Origin of the sequence: Kitasatospora xanthocidica, from assembly GCF_014656195.1 — a bacterium.
GTDB lineage: Bacteria > Actinomycetota > Actinomycetes > Streptomycetales > Streptomycetaceae > Kitasatospora > Kitasatospora xanthocidica.
Genome location: NZ_BNBY01000015.1, coordinates 40,259 through 56,004, shown reverse-complemented (window position 1 = coordinate 56,004; position 15,746 = coordinate 40,259). Strand labels below are relative to the sequence as shown.

Here is a 15,746-nt window from a genome sequence, read left to right as displayed (position 1 = left end):
AGCCTGCGGAGCATGCCGCGCAGACTGCGGATCGGTGGGATGTCGTCCAGCAGCGACAGCAGCTGTGTGAAATCGTGGCGATTTCCGCCGGTCAGTGTGCCGGAGAGCGGCATGCTGTGCCGGTCGACCCCCGTCGACTCCGTGCGTGTGCTCGACCCACGGGCCGACGGCGGGAAGACACTCGCCTCGCCCGGTTCGCGTTGCACCAGACAAACACGCACAGCGATCAAAGCACCGGAGTCAGGCGCCGGGAAGAAGGGGTGATGTCAACGTCGTACTGACTGTCAGCCCTGCAGAGCGGGCAACGCGTACACGATGCTCAGCAGCGAACGTCGTCAAGCAGCGAGACCGACCTCATTGACCCGCTGAATTAGACACCGCGCATCCGCCACGTGGATGAAGTCGTCGTAGACCAGGGTGCGGGCGGCCTCGGGCAGGCCCTCCCGGTTCTTCTGCAGCACGATCAGGTCGCGGGGGCGCTCCTTGGCCTGGACGTAGCCGGGCGCGTGGCGGCGGTTGAAGCCCACCATCAGCGAGCGGCCGGTGCGGTCGGCCAGGTCGACCAGCCGGCGGGCGCCGTCCAGGGTGTAGTCGAGCGGCTTGTCCACGTAGACGTCCACCCCGGCGGTGAGCAGCCGCTCGACGATCGGGACGTGCTGGTCGGTGGCGGCGTGCACGAAGGCGGCCCGGATGCCGCTCGCGATCAGCTCCCCGAGATCGGTGAAGCGCTGCTCGGGCGCGATCCGGTGCGCGTCGCCGATCCGGTCGAGCTTGGCCGCGTCCCGGGTCATCAGCCGCAGGTCGAGCCCGGGCAGCGCGGTGAGCACCGGCAGGTAGGCCTTCTGCGCGATGTCACCGAGGCCGATCACCCCGACCGGGAGGCGGTGGTCGGTGGCAGCGGTCTCGCTCATGGCGTTCTCCTGGGCGTGCGGACGGTCGGCGCTGCCCACCCTATGCGCCCTAAGCCGCGAGCAGGGACTCCGCGATGGCGCGGGCCCGCCAGGCGGCGTCCGGGGTGCCCTCGCGCAGGGCGGTGACGATGGCGCCGTCCATCAGGAGGGCGAACTGCCGTGCGCGGCAGTCGGGTTCGGGGATGTCCGCGTCCCGCATGAGCTGTTCGACCAGCTCGATGACGCGCCGTTTGTGCAGCGCCGCCATCTCGCGGGCCGGGCTGGCGCGGTCGGCGATCTCGGTCATGGTGTTGATGGCGACGCAGCCGCGGTAGTCCTGCGCCGCGAACCGTTCGGCCAGCGCGTCGAAGATGTTCAGCGGGTGGCCGCCGTGGGCCGCGACGCGTTCGGAGAGCCAGGCCCGCCACCGCTGGTCCCGGCCTTCCAGGACGGCGGTCACCAGCGCCTCCTTGCCGGTGAAGTGCCGGTAGAAGGAGGCGCGGCCCACCCCGGACTCGGACAGGATGCGCTCCACCCCGACCGCGTGGATCCCGTTGGCGTAGAAGAGGGACTCTGCCGTGCTCAGCAGGCGCGCCCGTGCGTTGACTGCCATGGAAGCGATCCTAACCGCCCTTGACGCCAAACGGCACCGATCGGTACCGTTTTCGACGTCAGAACGGAACCGATCGGTACCGTTCAGCGGGGACAGTCGTACAGCGGGGGGACGCATGAACGAGGACTGGGCCGAGGCCTCCGTCGAACTGGTCGACGGCTACGTGGTGGTGAACGCCGACGGCGAGCCGGTCTCCTCGGTGCCCCGGGCGCTGGCGGCCTTCCAGGGCGGCTTCGTCAAGCTGCGGCTGCCCGGCACCGAGACGGTGCAGGTGGTCTCCGCCCCCGCCGTCCGCCTGATCACCCTCATCACCGGGTGACCCCGGCGGTCGGCTCCCGACCGCCCCCACGGACCAGCGGCTGCACGGCCGCCCGGGCCGGGACGCCACGCCACCTGCACACGGCGCGGCCGCCCGACCCGGGACGCCGGGCAGCCGCAAAACCGTTTCCGCACCCCGCTCCAGCCGGCCACACCCCGCCCCGCCGGGCTCCGCGCTACCCGCCCGCGGCCGCCGCCTCCACCAGGGCGTCCAGGACCGGCCGGATCAACGGGTGCCCGTCGGCCCCGGCCCGGACGGCGGCGAAGACCCGGCGGGTGGCCAGCTCGCTGTCCACCGGACGGACCGCGACCTGCCCGAGGTCCACCCCGCGCAGCGCCGAACGCGGCACCAGGGCCACCCCGGCGCCCGCCGAGGCCAGCGCGACGACGGCCCGGAAGTCGTCCGAGGAGTGCAGCAGCCGCGGCTGGAACCCGGCGTGCTCACAGGCCAGCAGCACCACGTCGTGACAGGGGTTGCCCGGGTAGGGTCCGATCCACGGCTCGTCGGCCAGCGCGGCGACGGCCAGCGGCCCCGCCTCCCCCGCCAGCCGGTGGCCGAGCGGCAGGACCGCCTCGAAGGGCTCGGCGTACAGCGGCACCCTGGTCAGCCGGGCGTCGTCGGCGCGCAGGGCGCCCCGGTACTCGACGGCCACCGCCAGGTCCGCCCGGCCCTCCAGCACCATCGGCAGGCTGGCGTCACCCTCGGCGTCCAGCACCTTCAGCCGCACCCCCGGCGCGCGCTCGGCGAGCAGGCCGATGGCGGGGGCCAGCACCAGCCCGATGCCGGTGGCGAAGGAGGCGACGGTCACCTCGCCGGAGACGCCCGCGCTGTAGGCGGCGAGGTCGGCCTCGGCCCGCTCCAGCTGGGCGAGCACGACGTCGGCGTGGCCGAGCAGGATCTCCCCGGCGGCGGTCAGCCGCACGCCCCGGCCCTCGCGGGCGAGCAGGTGGTGCCCGGTCTCCTGCTCCAGGGCGGCCATCTGCTGGGAGACCGCGGAAGGGGTCAGGTAGAGGGCGGCCGCCGCGGCGGTCACGGTGCGGTGGTCCGCCACGGCCCGCAGGGTCCGCAGCCGTCGTGCGTCGATCACAAGGCCAATTCTGCCAGCGCGGCGGAGCGGACCGGACGGGCCGGGACGCCCAGGCCCACTCCCGGGAGGCCGGGATGTCGGGCGGAGGTGATCGCCGGCGGACGGCGGTACCACCGGTGACGTATTTCCGGCCGGGATCACCGCCCTCCGTTGACCGCCGGGCCGTCCCGGCGGTTGGCTCGTGACCGACCGGGCCGCGGGGGTCGAGCGGGCCCGGCGCCGCATCCGGGGAGGACGATCGATGACCACCGCACACACCCGCCGCAGACTGGCCAGGACCGCCTGCGTCCTCGCCCTCGTCACCGCGGCCGGTGCCACCGTGCCCGCCGCCGAGGCCCGGCCGCCCAAGGGCGACACCGCCCGGGTCAGCGAGGGCTTCAAGGACGAGCAGCTCGACGGGTACTCGTCCACACTCGGGCTGAGCGCGGACGGCCGCTCGGCACTGTTCCTCTCGGAGGCGTCCAACCTGCTGCCCGGCGCACACAACACGGACGAGGTCTACGTCCGGGACCTGAGGAACGGGCACATCGAGCGGGTCAGCGTGGCCGACGACGGCTCCCCCCTGAACGCCGCCACCACCGACGCCTCGATCAGCGGCAACGGCCGGTACGTGGCGTTCAGCACCCCGGCCACCAACGCGGTGCCCGGCCAGCCCGAGCACAACACCGACATCTTCGTCCGCGACCGCTGGACCGGCCGCACCGAACTGGTCTCCGCCGGCGACGGCAGCTCCGGCGCGGGCGACGACCAGACCATCCGCGACGCCTACAACCCCACCCTCAGCTGGGACGGCCGGTACGTCGCCTACTCCTCCAACCGCACCGACCTCGCCCCCGGCGTGAAGCGCGGCAAGCTCAACGTCTACGTCACCGACCGCTGGACCCGCACCACCCGGCTGGTCACCGTCGGCGCGGACGGCTCGGGCGCCGACAACAACTCCTTCAGTCCGACGATCAGTGCGGACGGCACCACCGTCGGCTTCACCTCCCGGGCCGGCAACCTGCTCCCGTCCGACCCGGCCAGCGACCCCGCCACCACAACCGCCGCCACCGACGCAGAGCTGACCGGGCCGCGCTTCTACCCCTACTACGTCTGGAAGGCCGGCACCGGCAAGATCACCGGCGCCAGCCTGGACCCGGCCGCCGGGGACCTGCGCGGCACCGGCTCCGACGGCCGGATCAGCCCCGACGGCCGCTACGCCGTCTACAGCCTCCCGGTGCACGGCGGCGGGACGCCACCCCGCAACATCCGCATGGACCTGTACGTCCACGAGCTCGCCACCGGCAGGATCACCAAGGTCAACACCGACCTGCCGGGCACCGCCACCAAGCGGTCCTCGTTCGACGGCACCATGACCTTCGACGACCGCTGGGTCTACTTCGCCTCCGACGCCGAGACCCTGGTGCCCGGCGACACCAACGACACGACCGACGTCTTCCGTCGCGACCTGTGGACCGGGCTGATCGAGCGGGTCAGCGTCACCGAGGACGGCGCGCAGAGCAGCGCCGGCTCGTACCGGCCGTCCATCGACGCCACCGGCGCCACGGTGGTCTTCGACGCCGAGGACGGCAACCTGGTGCCGGGCGACACCAACACCTTCACGGACGTGTTCCGGCGCCGCCTCTGAGCCGCCGGTTCCGTACGGAGAACCGCACGGAATACGTCCGTTGACGTACTTTTCCACCCGAGATCACCCGCCGCCGTTGACCGGCGCGACCTCCCGGCGATTGGCTCTGCTGGAGCCCGTCGCCGGGAGGGAGCCCGGCGGCAGGGGCGATCACAGGGGAGGGCAACGCCCATGTCTCGCACCACCCGCACCACCCGCACCACCCGCACCATCCGCGACCGGTGGCCGGCCGCCGGCGGCAGCGTGCTCGCAGCCGCCGCCGTGCTGGCCGTGACCGCCGCACCCGTCCAGGCCGCGCCGCTGCCGCGCGACACCGTCCGGGTCAGCACCGGGCTGAACGGCGCGCTGCCCGACAACCAGTCCTGGAGCAAGGGCGTCAGCGCCGACGGCCACTACGCGCTGTTCACCTCCTGGGCCACCAACCTGGTGTCCCAGCCCGCGGGAAGCGCCCGCGACGCCTACGTCCGGGACCTGCGCACCGGCCGCACCGAGCGGGTCAACCTGGCCGACGACGGCTCCGCGCTGAACGGCTTCACCGACTACGTCGCGATCAACGCCGACGGCCGCTACGTCGCCTTCGAGAGCGATGCCGAGAACGTGGTCCCCGGCCTGCCCGTCCCGGGCCGCACCGAGGTGTACCTCCGCGACCGCAGGACCGGCCGCACCGAACTCGTCAGCGGCGCGCCCGCCGCCACCGACAGCGACAAGTTCCACGCCTCGTACGCGCCCTCGATCAGCGCGAACGGCCGCTACGTGGCCTTCGTGTCCGCCCGGACGGACCTCGTCCCCGGCCTCGCCCCCGGCCCCCAGGGCGACGGCCCCTCGCTCGCCCGGCCCTACACCTGGGACTACAACGTCTACCTGACCGACCGCTGGACCGGGAAGACCCGCCTGGTCTCCCTCGGCGTGGACGGCAAGCCCGGCGACAGCATGTCACTCAACCCGACGATCAGCGCGGACGGCCGCACCATCGGCTTCACGTCCTTCGCGGACAACCTGGTGCCGGCCGAACAGACCCCGGCCCTCACCGCCCCGGCCGCCGAGGCCGCCGCCTCCGCCCGGGCCGCGACGAACCCGGCCGCCACGAACCCGGCCGCGACGAACCCAGCCGCCGCGATCCCGGCCGCCACCGACGTCGAGCAGGCCCCGGGCGCCGACCGGGCCCTGCCCCGCAGCCTCCGGGAGGGCGCCGCCAAGGCGAACCTGTCCCGGCCCACCACCGGCACCTACTACACCTACGACGTGGCGTCCGGCCGCATCTCCGCCGCCAGCCTCGACCTCGACGGAAAGCTCGGCGCCGCCGGCTTCGACGCCACGATCAGCCCGGACGGGCGGCGCGCGGTCTACGCCCTGCCCGAGCCCGGCGGCTCCACCAACGGCCACCGGTACCACCTGGTGCTGTACGTCCGGGACCTCAGGAAGGGCACCGTGACCAAGGTCAGCGGCGGCCTGCCCGGCACCGCCTCGGTCGGCACCTCCGACCACGGCAGCATCACCGCCGACAACCGCTGGATCTACTTCTCCTCCGCCGCCGACAACCTGGTGGCCGGCCCGCAGCACCCGGGCTGGGACGTCTACCGCCAGGACCTGCGCACCGGCCGCACCGAGCGGGTCGCCACCGCGCCGGACGGCTCGTCCGGCAACGGCTCCTCGATCGACCCGTCCGTGGACGCCCGCGGCCGCGCCGTGGTCTTCGGCTCGACCAGCGGCAACCTGGTCGCCGGCACCACCGGCCCGGCGGGCGAGGGCTACCAGGTCTTCGCCAGGACCGACGGGCACCACGGCGACGAGAACGGCGACGGCGACGACCAGGGCCAGGACGAGGACCGCTGAGGCCTGAAACCCGAGCAGCACCCGCGCACCCCGGAACACCACGACGGGGGCGGGACGTCGGCGGGGCCGGCTTCCCGCCCCCGAGGCGGGAGGGTGGGGCAGGTGGTTGGGGGCCGTGCGGCGGGGGGCATCGACGCGCCTCCGCCGCACGGCGGTTCATGAGCCCGCGGGCCGGACCGGTTCCGAGCGGTCCGGCCCGCGGGCGGTTCGTGCGGGCCCCTGCCGGGCCCGATGGGCACACTGCCCGACGGGCGCAGTGCCCGATGGACACACTGCCCGAGGGACGCACTGGCCGCGGGAGTTACTCCCCCAGCGCGGCGCGCGCGTCCACGAAGGCCGCGACGGCGCGCTCGACGTCCTCGGTGGAGTGCGCCGCGGACAGCTGGACCCGGATCCGGGCCTGGCCGTGCGGGACCACCGGGTAGGAGAACCCGATCACGTACACGCCGCGCTCCAGCAGCAGTTCGGCGAGCTTGCCGGCCTCGGCCGCGTCGCCGATCATCACCGGGGCGATCGGGTGGTCCCCGGGCAGGATCTCGAAGCCGGCCTCGGTCATCTTCGTACGGAACAGCGCGGTGTTGGCCGCCAGCCGCTCGCGCAGCTCGTTGGACTGCTCGACCAGGTCGAGCACCTTGAGCGAGGCGGCCGCGATCACCGGGGCCAGCGAGTTGGAGAACAGGTACGGGCGGGAGCGCTGGCGCAGCAGGGCGACGATCTCCCGGCGGGCGGCGACGTAGCCGCCCGAGGCGCCGCCGAGGGCCTTGCCGAGGGTGCCGGTGATGATGTCCACGCGGTCCATCACGCCGTGCAGCTCGGGGGTGCCGCGGCCGCCGGCGCCGACGAAGCCGACGGCGTGCGAGTCGTCGACCATGACCATGGCGTCGTAGCGGTCGGCCAGGTCGCAGATCTCCCGCAGCGGGGCGACGTAGCCGTCCATCGAGAAGACACCGTCGGTGACGATCAGGCGGCGGCGGGCGTCCTGGGTCTCCTGGAGCTGCTTCTCCAGGTCGGCCATGTCGCGGTTGGCGTAGCGGTGGCGGCGGGCCTTGCTGAGCCGGATGCCGTCGATGATGCTCGCGTGGTTGAGCGCGTCGGAGATGACGGCGTCCTCGGCGCCGAGCACGGTCTCGAAGACGCCGCCGTTGGCGTCGAAGCAGGAGGAGTAGAGGATCGTGTCCTCCTGGCCGAGGAAGGCCGACAGGCGCTCCTCGAGCTCCTTGTGGACGTCCTGGGTGCCGCAGATGAAGCGGACCGAGGCCATCCCGTAGCCCCAGCGGTCCAGGGCGTCCTTGGCCGCGGCGAGCACCTCGGGGTGGTCGGCCAGGCCGAGGTAGTTGTTGGCGCAGAAGTTCAGCACCTCGCCGGGCTTGCCGCCGCCGGTGACGGTGACCGCGGCGCTCTGCGGGGTCCCGATCACCCGCTCGGGCTTGAACAGGCCGGCCTCACGGATCTCGTCGAGGGTGGTGGCGATGTCGGCGCGCACGTTGTCGAACACAACAGGCTCCTTTTGCGTCGGCGGGGTGGCTCAGGCGGTCCAGTCGAGGATGATCTTGCCGCAGTTGCCCGCGGCGGCGGCGTCGAAGGCGGCCTCGAAGTCGTCGGCGGCGTACCGGCCGGTGATCACCGGGCTGAGGTCCAGGCCGCCCTCCAGCAGCACGGACATCGCGTACCAGGTCTCGAACATCTCGCGGCCGTAGATGCCCTTGATGGTGATCATCGAGGTGACGATCCGCGCCCAGTCGACGGCGAAGTCGTCGGCCGGCAGGCCGAGCATGGCGATCTTGCCGCCGTGCGTCATGTTGGCGATCATCGACTGCATCGCCTCGGGGCGGCCGGACATCTCCAGGCCGACGTCGAAGCCCTCGCGCAGGCCGAGCTTCTGCTGGCCCTCCTCGATGGTGTGCTCGGCCACGTTGAGCGCCAGCGTCACACCGACCTCGCGGGCCAGCTCCAGGCGGTACGGGGAGACGTCGGTGATCATCACGTTGCGGGCGCCGGCGTGCTTGGCGACGGCGGCGGCCATGATGCCGATCGGGCCGGCGCCGGTGACCAGCACGTCCTCGCCGACCAGCGGGAAGGACAGCGCGGTGTGCACGGCGTTGCCGAAGGGGTCGAAGATCGCGGCCACGTCCAGGTCGACCGGCACCCGGTGCACCCAGACGTTGGAGGCGGGCAGGGCCACGTACTCGGCGAAGGCTCCGTCGCGGTTGACGCCCAGGCCGATCGTGTTGCGGCAGAGGTGGCGGCGGCCGGCCAGGCAGTTGCGGCACTTGCCGCAGACCAGGTGGCCCTCGCCGCTGACCAGGTCGCCGATCGCGATGTCCGCGACACCGGCGCCGAGCTCGGCGACCTCGCCGACGAACTCGTGGCCGATCGTCATCGGGGTCTTGATGGTCTGCTGCGCCCAGCCGTCCCACTTGCGGATGTGCAGGTCGGTGCCGCAGATGCCGGTGCGCAGCACCTTGATCAGCACCTCGCCCGGGCCGATCTCGGGCTTCGGGACGTCGATCATCCAGAGGCCGGGCTCGGCCTTCTGCTTGACGAGTGCCTTCACGGGCGACGGCTCCTGACGTGCGGGTGGGACGGCCTTCGAGGGTCGGGCAGGCCGAGGCGGCCCGGTCTGGCCGCTCCTGGCGGGCGCACTCCGGGCAGGCAGAAATCTGCCTGGTGAGGGCGGGTGCGGTCCATCGAGGAATTCTTAAGGGCGGTCACAGCTGGGCTAAACGATCGTGCCCGAGCAGCGCCCGGCGGCGGGTGCGGCGTGCCGGTGCTCACTCGTTCGGCCGAGCGCGGGGCCGCCACCGTCACACCAACCGGCGCCCGGACGGGGGCACTTGACAGCGGATGCGGGCCGTGGACGGCGGACGGGCCCCCGACGAGACGAGGGCCCCCGACGACGGGCGTCGCCAGCCGGGACCGGCCACTCGGGTGGGCTTGCATCCGTTCGGGCCAGCCCGGCGGCGGCCGACGCGCAGGCGTTCGAGGCCGGTGCTTACGGTGACGACGCTCCCCCGCGGCCCCGTGGAGCAGCACTCCCGGGCCCATCGCCGCTACGCCGCAGAGAGGCGTCCCACTTCATGACCGACACCCGAAGGCCCCGCCCGGCCGCACCCCGCTCCGCCCGGCCGGCCGCAGCGGCCGCCCTCGCCCTGGCCGGCCTGCTGGCCACCTCCGCCTGCTCCGGCGATTCGACCGCCCGGCAGGCCGCCGACCCTGCGGTCACCGCCGTACCGGCCGCGCTCAGCCCGTCCGCGAGCCCCGGCGGCTCGGGCAGCGCCTACTCGAACGCGGTGGTGTCCCTGACCCCCGCCGTCACCGCCAAGCTGGATACCGCGATCCAGCGGGTGCTGAGCCAGAACGGCGTCCCCGGCATCTCGGTCGGGATCATCACCCCGAGCGGCACCTACCAGAAGTCCTTCGGCGTCGCCGACAGGACCACCAACGCGCCGATGGACCCCGGGATGTACTCCCGCATCGGCAGCGAGAGCAAGACCTACACCGCGACCGCCGTGCTGCGCCTGGTGGACCAGGGCAAGGTCAAGCTGGACGACCCGATCTCCACGTACGTGGACGGCGTCCCCGGCGGCGACGGGATCACCGTCCGCCAGCTCGGCGAGATGCGCAGCGGCCTGTTCCCGTACAGCTCCGACCAGGACTTCGCGAACACGCTGATCGGCGACCCGAACCACGTGTTCACCCCGGACCAGCTGCTCGCGTACGGCTACAAGCACCCCGCCGTGTTCCCGCCCGGCACCAAGTACCAGTACAACAACAGCAACTACATCCTGCTGGGCAAGCTGATCGAGAAGGTCGGCGGGCAGTCGGCCGGCGACGTCCTCAAGGACCAGGTGTTCACCCCCGCCTCCCTGGGCAAGACCAGCTTCGCCACCGACTCGTCCCTCCCCGACCCGCACCCCCACGGCTACACCAACCAGACGCCCACCGGGTCGGTCGAGGACGCCACCAACTGGAACCCGTCCTGGGCGTGGACCGCCGGGGCCGTCGTCACCACCCTCGCCGACCTGGAGAGCTGGGCGAAGACCATGGCCACCGGCGCCATCATCAGCCCGGCCACCCAGGCCGAGCGGATGAAGCTCCTGCCGACCCCCGACCCGGGCGTCACCTACGGCTTCGGGGTGTTCAACAACAGCGGCTGGATCGGCCACAACGGCTCGATGCCGGGCTACGAGAGCGTGGCGGTGTACATGCCGGACGCCCAGGCCACCATGGTGCTGCTGCTCAACACCGACGTGATCTCCCAGGGCGAGGAGCCGTCCACGCTGTTCGCCAACGAGATCACCAAGATCATCTCGCCGAACAACGTCTACGCGCTCCCGGCGGAGAGCACCACCGCCTCGCCCTCGGCCCCGGCGTCCGGCTCCCCCTCGGCCGGCGCCTCCAGGAGCGGCGCGTCGTCGGTCCCGGCGAGCAACAACCCCAGCACCGTGAAGACGTGATCGCACGGACGCGGCAGCCAGGCCCGACCCGGTCGCACCGGGTCGGGCCTCGCGCATGCCGTCAGCCCCCGCCAGCCCGTCAGATCCCCAGCACCTTGCCGAGGTCGTACGAGACCGGCTCCTCCAGCTGCTCGTAGGTGCAGCTCTCCGGCGCGCGGTCCGGCCGCCAGCGGCGGAACTGCGCGGTGTGCCGGAACCGGGTGCCCTCCATGTGGTCGTACGCCACCTCGACCACCCGCTCGGGGCGCAGCGCGATCCAGGAGAGGTCCTTGCCGCCGGTCCAGCGGCTCACCGCGCCGGGCAGCCGGCCCTCGGCGTGCGCGGCCTCGTCCGCCCATCCTCCCCAGGGGTGCCGGGCGAGGTCGTCCATCCGCAACGGGGCCAGTTCCTCGGCGAGTTCGCGACGGCGGGCCATCGAGAAGGCGGCGCAGACGCCGACGTGCTGGAGCCTGCCGTCGGCGTCGTTGATGCCCAGCAGGAGGGAGCCGACCACCGGGCCGCTCTTGTGCTCGCGGTAGCCGGCCACCACGCAGTCGGCGGTGCGCTCGTGCTTGATCTTGAACATGGTCCGCTCCCCCGGCCGGTACGGCCGGTCCAGCGGCTTGGCGACCACCCCGTCCAGCCCGGCGCCCTCGAACTCGGCGAACCAGGTCCGCGCGAGGTCCCGGTCGGTGGCGGCCGGGGCGGTGAACACCGGGTCCGCGGCGCCGGCGAGCGCCGCCTCCAGGGCCGGACGGCGCACCGACAGCGGCTCGTCCAGCAGGGAGTCGTCACCGAGGGCGAGCAGGTCGAAGGCGACGAAGGACGCCGGGGTCCGCTCGGCCAGCAGCGCCACCCGGCTCTTCGCCGGGTGGATCCGCTCCAGCAGCTCCTCGAAGCGCAGCCGCCCGTCCCGGGCGATCACCACCTCGCCGTCCAGCACGCAGCGCGGCGGCAACTCCCGCCGGAACGCCTCCACCAGTTCGGGGAAGTACCTGGTCAGCGGCTTGCCGGTGCGGCTGCCCAGCTCCACCTCGTCCCCGTCGCGGAACACGATGGTGCGGAAGCCGTCCCACTTGGCCTCGTACTGCATCCCGGGCGGGATCTCGGCCACCGACTTGGCGAGCATCGGCGCCACCGGTGGCATCACGGGCAGGTCCATGCGTCCGATCCTCGCCCCGATGCTCCCGGGGCGCGCGCCGGGCGTCCGGCGCTTAGCGTGAAAAACATGGGCTCAGCCGTGGAACTGGAAGTCGCCGGGCGCACCGTCCGGCTGTCGAACCCGGACAAGGTGTACTACCCCGAGCGCGGCTTCACCAAGCTGGACGTCGCCCAGTACTACCTGGCCGTCGCCGACGGGGTGCTGCGCGGCCTGCGCGACCGCCCCACCACCCTGCAGCGCTTCCCCGACGGCGTGGACGGCGAGTTCTTCTACCAGAAGCGCGCCCCCAAGGGCCTGCCCGACTGGCTGCCCACCGCCCGGATCGCCTTCCCCAGCGGCCGCTCCGCCGACGAGATCTGCCCCACCGAGCCGGCCGCCGTGCTCTGGGCCGCCAACCTGGGCTGCCTCACCTTCCACCCCTGGCCGGTGCGCCGCTCCGACACCGACCACATCGACGAGCTGCGGATCGACCTCGACCCGCAGCCCGGCACCGACTTCCACGACGCCGTCCGCGCCGCCCACGAACTGCGCGCCCTGCTGGAGGAGTACGGGCTGCGCGGCTGGCCCAAGTCCTCCGGCGGGCGCGGCCTGCACGTGTACGTGCCGCTGGTGCCCGAGTGGACCTTCACCGACGGCCGGCACGCGGTGATCGCCCTCGGTCGGGTGCTGGAACAGCGGATGCCCGGCCAGGTCACCACCGCCTGGTGGAAGGAGGAGCGCGGCGAACGGATCTTCGTCGACTACAACCAGATGGCCCGCGACCGCACCATCGCCTCCGCCTACTCCCTGCGCGCCCGCCCCCGCGCCACCGCCTCCGCCCCCCTGCGCTGGGACGAACTCGACGACGCCTCCCCCGAGGACTTCGACCTGCGCACCCTCCCCGCCCGCTTCGCCGAACTCGGCGACCTCAACGCCGGGATGGACGGCCAGGCCTTCCGCCTGGAGGCCCTGCTGGAGCTCTACGACAAGCAGCTCCACGACGAGGGCCTCGGCGAACTCCCCTACCCGCCCGACCACCCCAAGGCCGCCGGCGAACCCACCAGGGTGCAGCCCAGCCGGGCCCGGAAGAAGTGAAACGGCTGGCCCGCCGCGACCGCCGGTGATCAACTGGGGGGAGACCTACCGGGAGGGGACTGTGATGGGCGTGCGGGAGCTGGCGGAGATCCTGGCGGACGCGGCGGACGGGGTGTTCCCGCCGGCCGACGGGTCGGTCACCGTGGTGGCGCAGCCGTCCGCCCGGGAGGCCGGGGTGGTGGCCTTCGCCGCGCACGCGGTCGTCTTCACCGACGAGGACCCGGCCTGGGTGCGCGACACGCTCGCCGCCGATCCGGGGGACCCGCTGTCCGCGCCGCTCTGCCCGCCCTTCCTGACCGCCTTCGCCGCGCGCACCGGACGAACCGTCAACAACATCGACCTGCTGTCGGTCGCCGACCGGCTGCCGGGTGAGCCGCCGCTGGCACTGGCGGAGGCACGGCACCGCGAGCACCCCCGGGTGGTCCGGGCGCTGCGCTACCGCGAGGACGTCCGGGTGTTCACCGCCGACGGCGGCGTGCTGGTCCTCGGCCGGGGCGTGGCCGGCCGCTGGGAGTGCGCCGTCGAGGTCGACCCGCACGCCCAGGGCCGCGGCCTCGGACGCGCCCTGGCCACCGCCGCCCGCCACCTGCTCCCCGCGGGCACGGCCGTCTGGGCCCAGCAGGCCCCCGGCAACGCCCCCAGCGTCCGCGCCTTCCAGGCGGCCGGCTACCGCCCGGTCGGCGCGGAGGCCCTGCTGGTACCGGGCCGGCCGTAGGGGCCCGCACCGGGGGCGTCGTCGGTCAGGGCCGGACCACCCGCCAGGACTGGTTGTCCCCGTCGTTCCAGGAGAACAGCTCCGTTTCGGCCCCGTTCTCGGTGCTCCAGGCGCGGACGTCCAGCGCGAGGTGGTACCGGCCGTCATGGAGCGCGTAGGACTCCCAGGGCCGGTCGCGGGTCCACGTCCAGTACTGGTTGTCCCCGCCGTCGCAGTCCCATTGCTGGATGGGATCGCCCGCCCCGCCGGTGGCGTCCAGGCACTTGCCGCTGTGCACGTTGACGATCGCCCCCGGGATCCCCGAGTTGAAGTCCCAGAGCTGGTTCTCCCCGCCGTCGCAGTCCCACTGCTGGACGGCGGCGCCGTTGTCGGTGCTGGAGTCGGCGACCTCCAGGCACTTGCCGCTGTTCGCGTTGACCAGCGTCCCCATCTCGGGGACCGGGCCCTGCGGCCAGCCCGGCGGGTAGAAGTCCGCGCTCGCGGTCGGGGCGGCGACGGCCAGCAGCAGCGCGGCGCCGAGGGCCGGGACGAGCGTGCGGCGTACCAGGTTCATCAGGGCGTTCTCCGATCAGCGGGTCCGAAGGCCTCCGTCCGAGGCCAGACCCGGCCGACGGCGTGACACGGCATCCGCGTCAACGGCCTTCGGTCTCCCCCCGAACGAACCGCACCCTAGTGCCTGGCCGCCGGACGATCCACCGGCTTGGCGCCCGCCGGGGCGAGGTCGGTGATGATCCGTACCGCGTCGGCGATCTGTCCGTCGGTCAGGTCGGCGCGGGCGGTCAGGCGGAGGCGGGAGATGCCGTCGGGGACGGACGGGGGGCGGAAGCAGCCGACGGCGAGGCCGGCGCGGCGGCAGTCGGCGGCCCAGGTGAGGGCGGCTTCGGGGCCGGGGGCGCGGACGGAGACGACGGCGGCGTCGGGTTCGCAGGTGTGCAGGCCGGCGGCGGTGAGCCGGCGGGCGAGGGTGCGGGCGACCTCGCGGGCGCGTTCGGCGCGGGCGGGTTCGGCGCGCAGCAGGCGCAGGGCGGCGAGGGCGGCGCCGGCGGCGGCGGGGGCGAGGCCGGTGTCGAAGATGAAGGTGCGGGCGGTCTCGGTGAGGTGGCGGATCACCCGGGCCGGGCCGAGGACGGCGCCGCCCTGGGAGCCGAGGGACTTGGAGAGGGTCACGGTGGCGACGGTGTCGGGCCGGCCGGCGAGCCCGGCGGCGGTGAGGGCGCCGGTGCCGCCGGCGCCGAGGACGCCGAGTCCGTGGGCGTCGTCGACCAGCAGGGCGGCGCCGTGGGCGCCGGCCGCCTCGGCGAGGGCGGCGAGCGGGGCGGCGTCGCCGTCGACGGAGAACACCGAGTCGGTGACGACGAGGGCGCGGCGCTGGGTCCGGGCGGCGAGGGCCTGGGCGACGGCCGCCGGGTCGCTGTGCGGGGCGCGGTGGACGTCGGCGCGGGAGAGCCGGCAGCCGTCGATCAGCGAGGCGTGGTTGTAGGCGTCGGACACGATGAGGGTGTCGGGGTCGGTGAGCGCGGTGAGCGCGGCCAGGTTGGCGGTGTACCCGGAGGAGAACACCAGGGCCGCTTCGGCGCCGTGGAACTCGGCGAGTTCCTGTTCCAGTTCGGTGTGCAGCGCGGTCGTGCCGGTGACCAGTCGCGAGCCGGTGGCCCCGCCGCCCCAGCGCAGGGCCGCGTCGGCGGCGGCCCGGGTCACGACCGGGTGCCGGGTGAGCCCCAGGTAGTCGTTGCCGGCGAGGTCGAGGACGGGGTCGTCGGCGGCCCGGCTGCGCAGGGTCCGGGTGAGTCCGGCGTCGGCGCGCAGGGCGGCGGCCTCGTCGAGCCAGTCGAAGACGGTCCCGGGGGCGAGGACGGAGGGGCGCGGCTCGTACGCGAGGGGCTGGCTCATGCCCGGCACTCTGGCACGCCGCCCGAAGCGGGATCAATGTGCGGCTCGGCACATGACCGGCGGGCGGGCCTGGCCGGTCGCCACAAGTCGACCGGCCCGT

Annotated in this window: 13 protein-coding genes and 1 pseudogene; 6 read left to right on the top strand and 8 right to left on the bottom strand. The window is 73.6% G+C overall.

Annotated features, from left to right (window positions below; genetic code table 11):
• Positions 1–383: 383 nt before the first annotated feature.
• Both IE332_RS24590 and IE332_RS24585 read right to left on the bottom strand, forming a co-directional pair.
• Positions 384–911 (bottom strand): annotated as a pseudogene (locus tag IE332_RS24590) (Gfo/Idh/MocA family protein); the annotation flags it as partial.
• Between the two features lie 49 nt (positions 912–960).
• The gene (locus IE332_RS24585) at positions 961–1,503 is read right to left on the bottom strand and encodes a TetR/AcrR family transcriptional regulator (RefSeq protein WP_189920237.1); all 543 of its coding nucleotides are present in this window, start codon (positions 1,501–1,503) and stop codon (positions 961–963) included.
• A 115-nt stretch (positions 1,504–1,618) separates the two neighbouring features.
• Here IE332_RS24585 and IE332_RS24580 point away from each other — a divergent pair, with 115 nt between their 5' ends.
• Positions 1,619–1,822, top strand: coding sequence for a hypothetical protein (locus IE332_RS24580; RefSeq protein WP_189920235.1), 204 nt, complete (start codon positions 1,619–1,621; stop codon positions 1,820–1,822).
• A 175-nt stretch (positions 1,823–1,997) separates the two neighbouring features.
• Here the strand turns inward: IE332_RS24580 and IE332_RS24575 are convergent, their stop codons facing one another.
• On the bottom strand, positions 1,998–2,909 hold the full coding sequence (locus IE332_RS24575; RefSeq protein WP_189920232.1) for a LysR family transcriptional regulator: 912 nt from the start codon (positions 2,907–2,909) through the stop codon (positions 1,998–2,000).
• A 241-nt stretch (positions 2,910–3,150) separates the two neighbouring features.
• Between IE332_RS24575 and IE332_RS24570 the strand changes: the two genes are divergently transcribed.
• Both IE332_RS24570 and IE332_RS24565 read left to right on the top strand, forming a co-directional pair.
• Complete coding sequence (locus tag IE332_RS24570) at positions 3,151–4,536, top strand: TolB-like translocation protein (RefSeq protein ID WP_189920230.1); 1,386 nt, start codon at positions 3,151–3,153, stop codon at positions 4,534–4,536.
• Between the two features lie 171 nt (positions 4,537–4,707).
• Entirely contained in the window at positions 4,708–6,369 is a 1,662-nt protein-coding gene (locus tag IE332_RS24565; protein WP_189920228.1) for a TolB family protein, read from the top strand.
• A gap of 301 nt (positions 6,370–6,670) precedes the next feature.
• Here IE332_RS24565 and IE332_RS24560 read toward each other — a convergent pair whose 3' ends face one another.
• On the bottom strand, positions 6,671–7,864 hold the full coding sequence (locus IE332_RS24560) for a glycine C-acetyltransferase (protein ID WP_189920226.1): 1,194 nt from the start codon (positions 7,862–7,864) through the stop codon (positions 6,671–6,673).
• A gap of 30 nt (positions 7,865–7,894) precedes the next feature.
• A complete protein-coding gene (gene tdh / locus IE332_RS24555; RefSeq protein WP_189920224.1) occupies positions 7,895–8,923 on the bottom strand; it encodes an L-threonine 3-dehydrogenase in 1,029 nt (342 codons plus the stop codon).
• Between the two features lie 523 nt (positions 8,924–9,446).
• On the opposite strand from tdh, the gene IE332_RS24550 reads away from it, so the two are divergent.
• Positions 9,447–10,826, top strand: a complete 1,380-nt coding sequence (locus IE332_RS24550) for a serine hydrolase domain-containing protein (protein WP_189920222.1) — start codon at positions 9,447–9,449, stop codon at positions 10,824–10,826.
• A 79-nt stretch (positions 10,827–10,905) separates the two neighbouring features.
• Here IE332_RS24550 and IE332_RS24545 read toward each other — a convergent pair whose 3' ends face one another.
• Positions 10,906–11,967: an ATP-dependent DNA ligase gene (locus IE332_RS24545; protein ID WP_189920220.1), complete on the bottom strand. Its 1,062-nt coding sequence runs from the start codon at positions 11,965–11,967 to the stop codon at positions 10,906–10,908.
• Between the two features lie 66 nt (positions 11,968–12,033).
• Between IE332_RS24545 and ligD the strand changes: the two genes are divergently transcribed.
• Both ligD and IE332_RS24535 read left to right on the top strand, forming a co-directional pair.
• Positions 12,034–13,041: a non-homologous end-joining DNA ligase gene (gene ligD / locus IE332_RS24540; protein WP_189920218.1), complete on the top strand. Its 1,008-nt coding sequence runs from the start codon at positions 12,034–12,036 to the stop codon at positions 13,039–13,041.
• A 64-nt stretch (positions 13,042–13,105) separates the two neighbouring features.
• On the top strand, positions 13,106–13,756 hold the full coding sequence (locus IE332_RS24535) for a GNAT family N-acetyltransferase (protein ID WP_189920216.1): 651 nt from the start codon (positions 13,106–13,108) through the stop codon (positions 13,754–13,756).
• A gap of 25 nt (positions 13,757–13,781) precedes the next feature.
• Here the strand turns inward: IE332_RS24535 and IE332_RS24530 are convergent, their stop codons facing one another.
• Positions 13,782–14,309 (bottom strand): RICIN domain-containing protein, encoded by a 528-nt coding sequence (locus tag IE332_RS24530; protein ID WP_189920213.1) that lies wholly within the window; start codon positions 14,307–14,309, stop codon positions 13,782–13,784.
• 116 nt (positions 14,310–14,425) lie between these two features.
• Positions 14,426–15,646, bottom strand: coding sequence for an 8-amino-7-oxononanoate synthase (locus IE332_RS24525; RefSeq protein WP_189920211.1), 1,221 nt, complete (start codon positions 15,644–15,646; stop codon positions 14,426–14,428).
• Between the last annotated feature and the right edge of the window lie 100 nt (positions 15,647–15,746).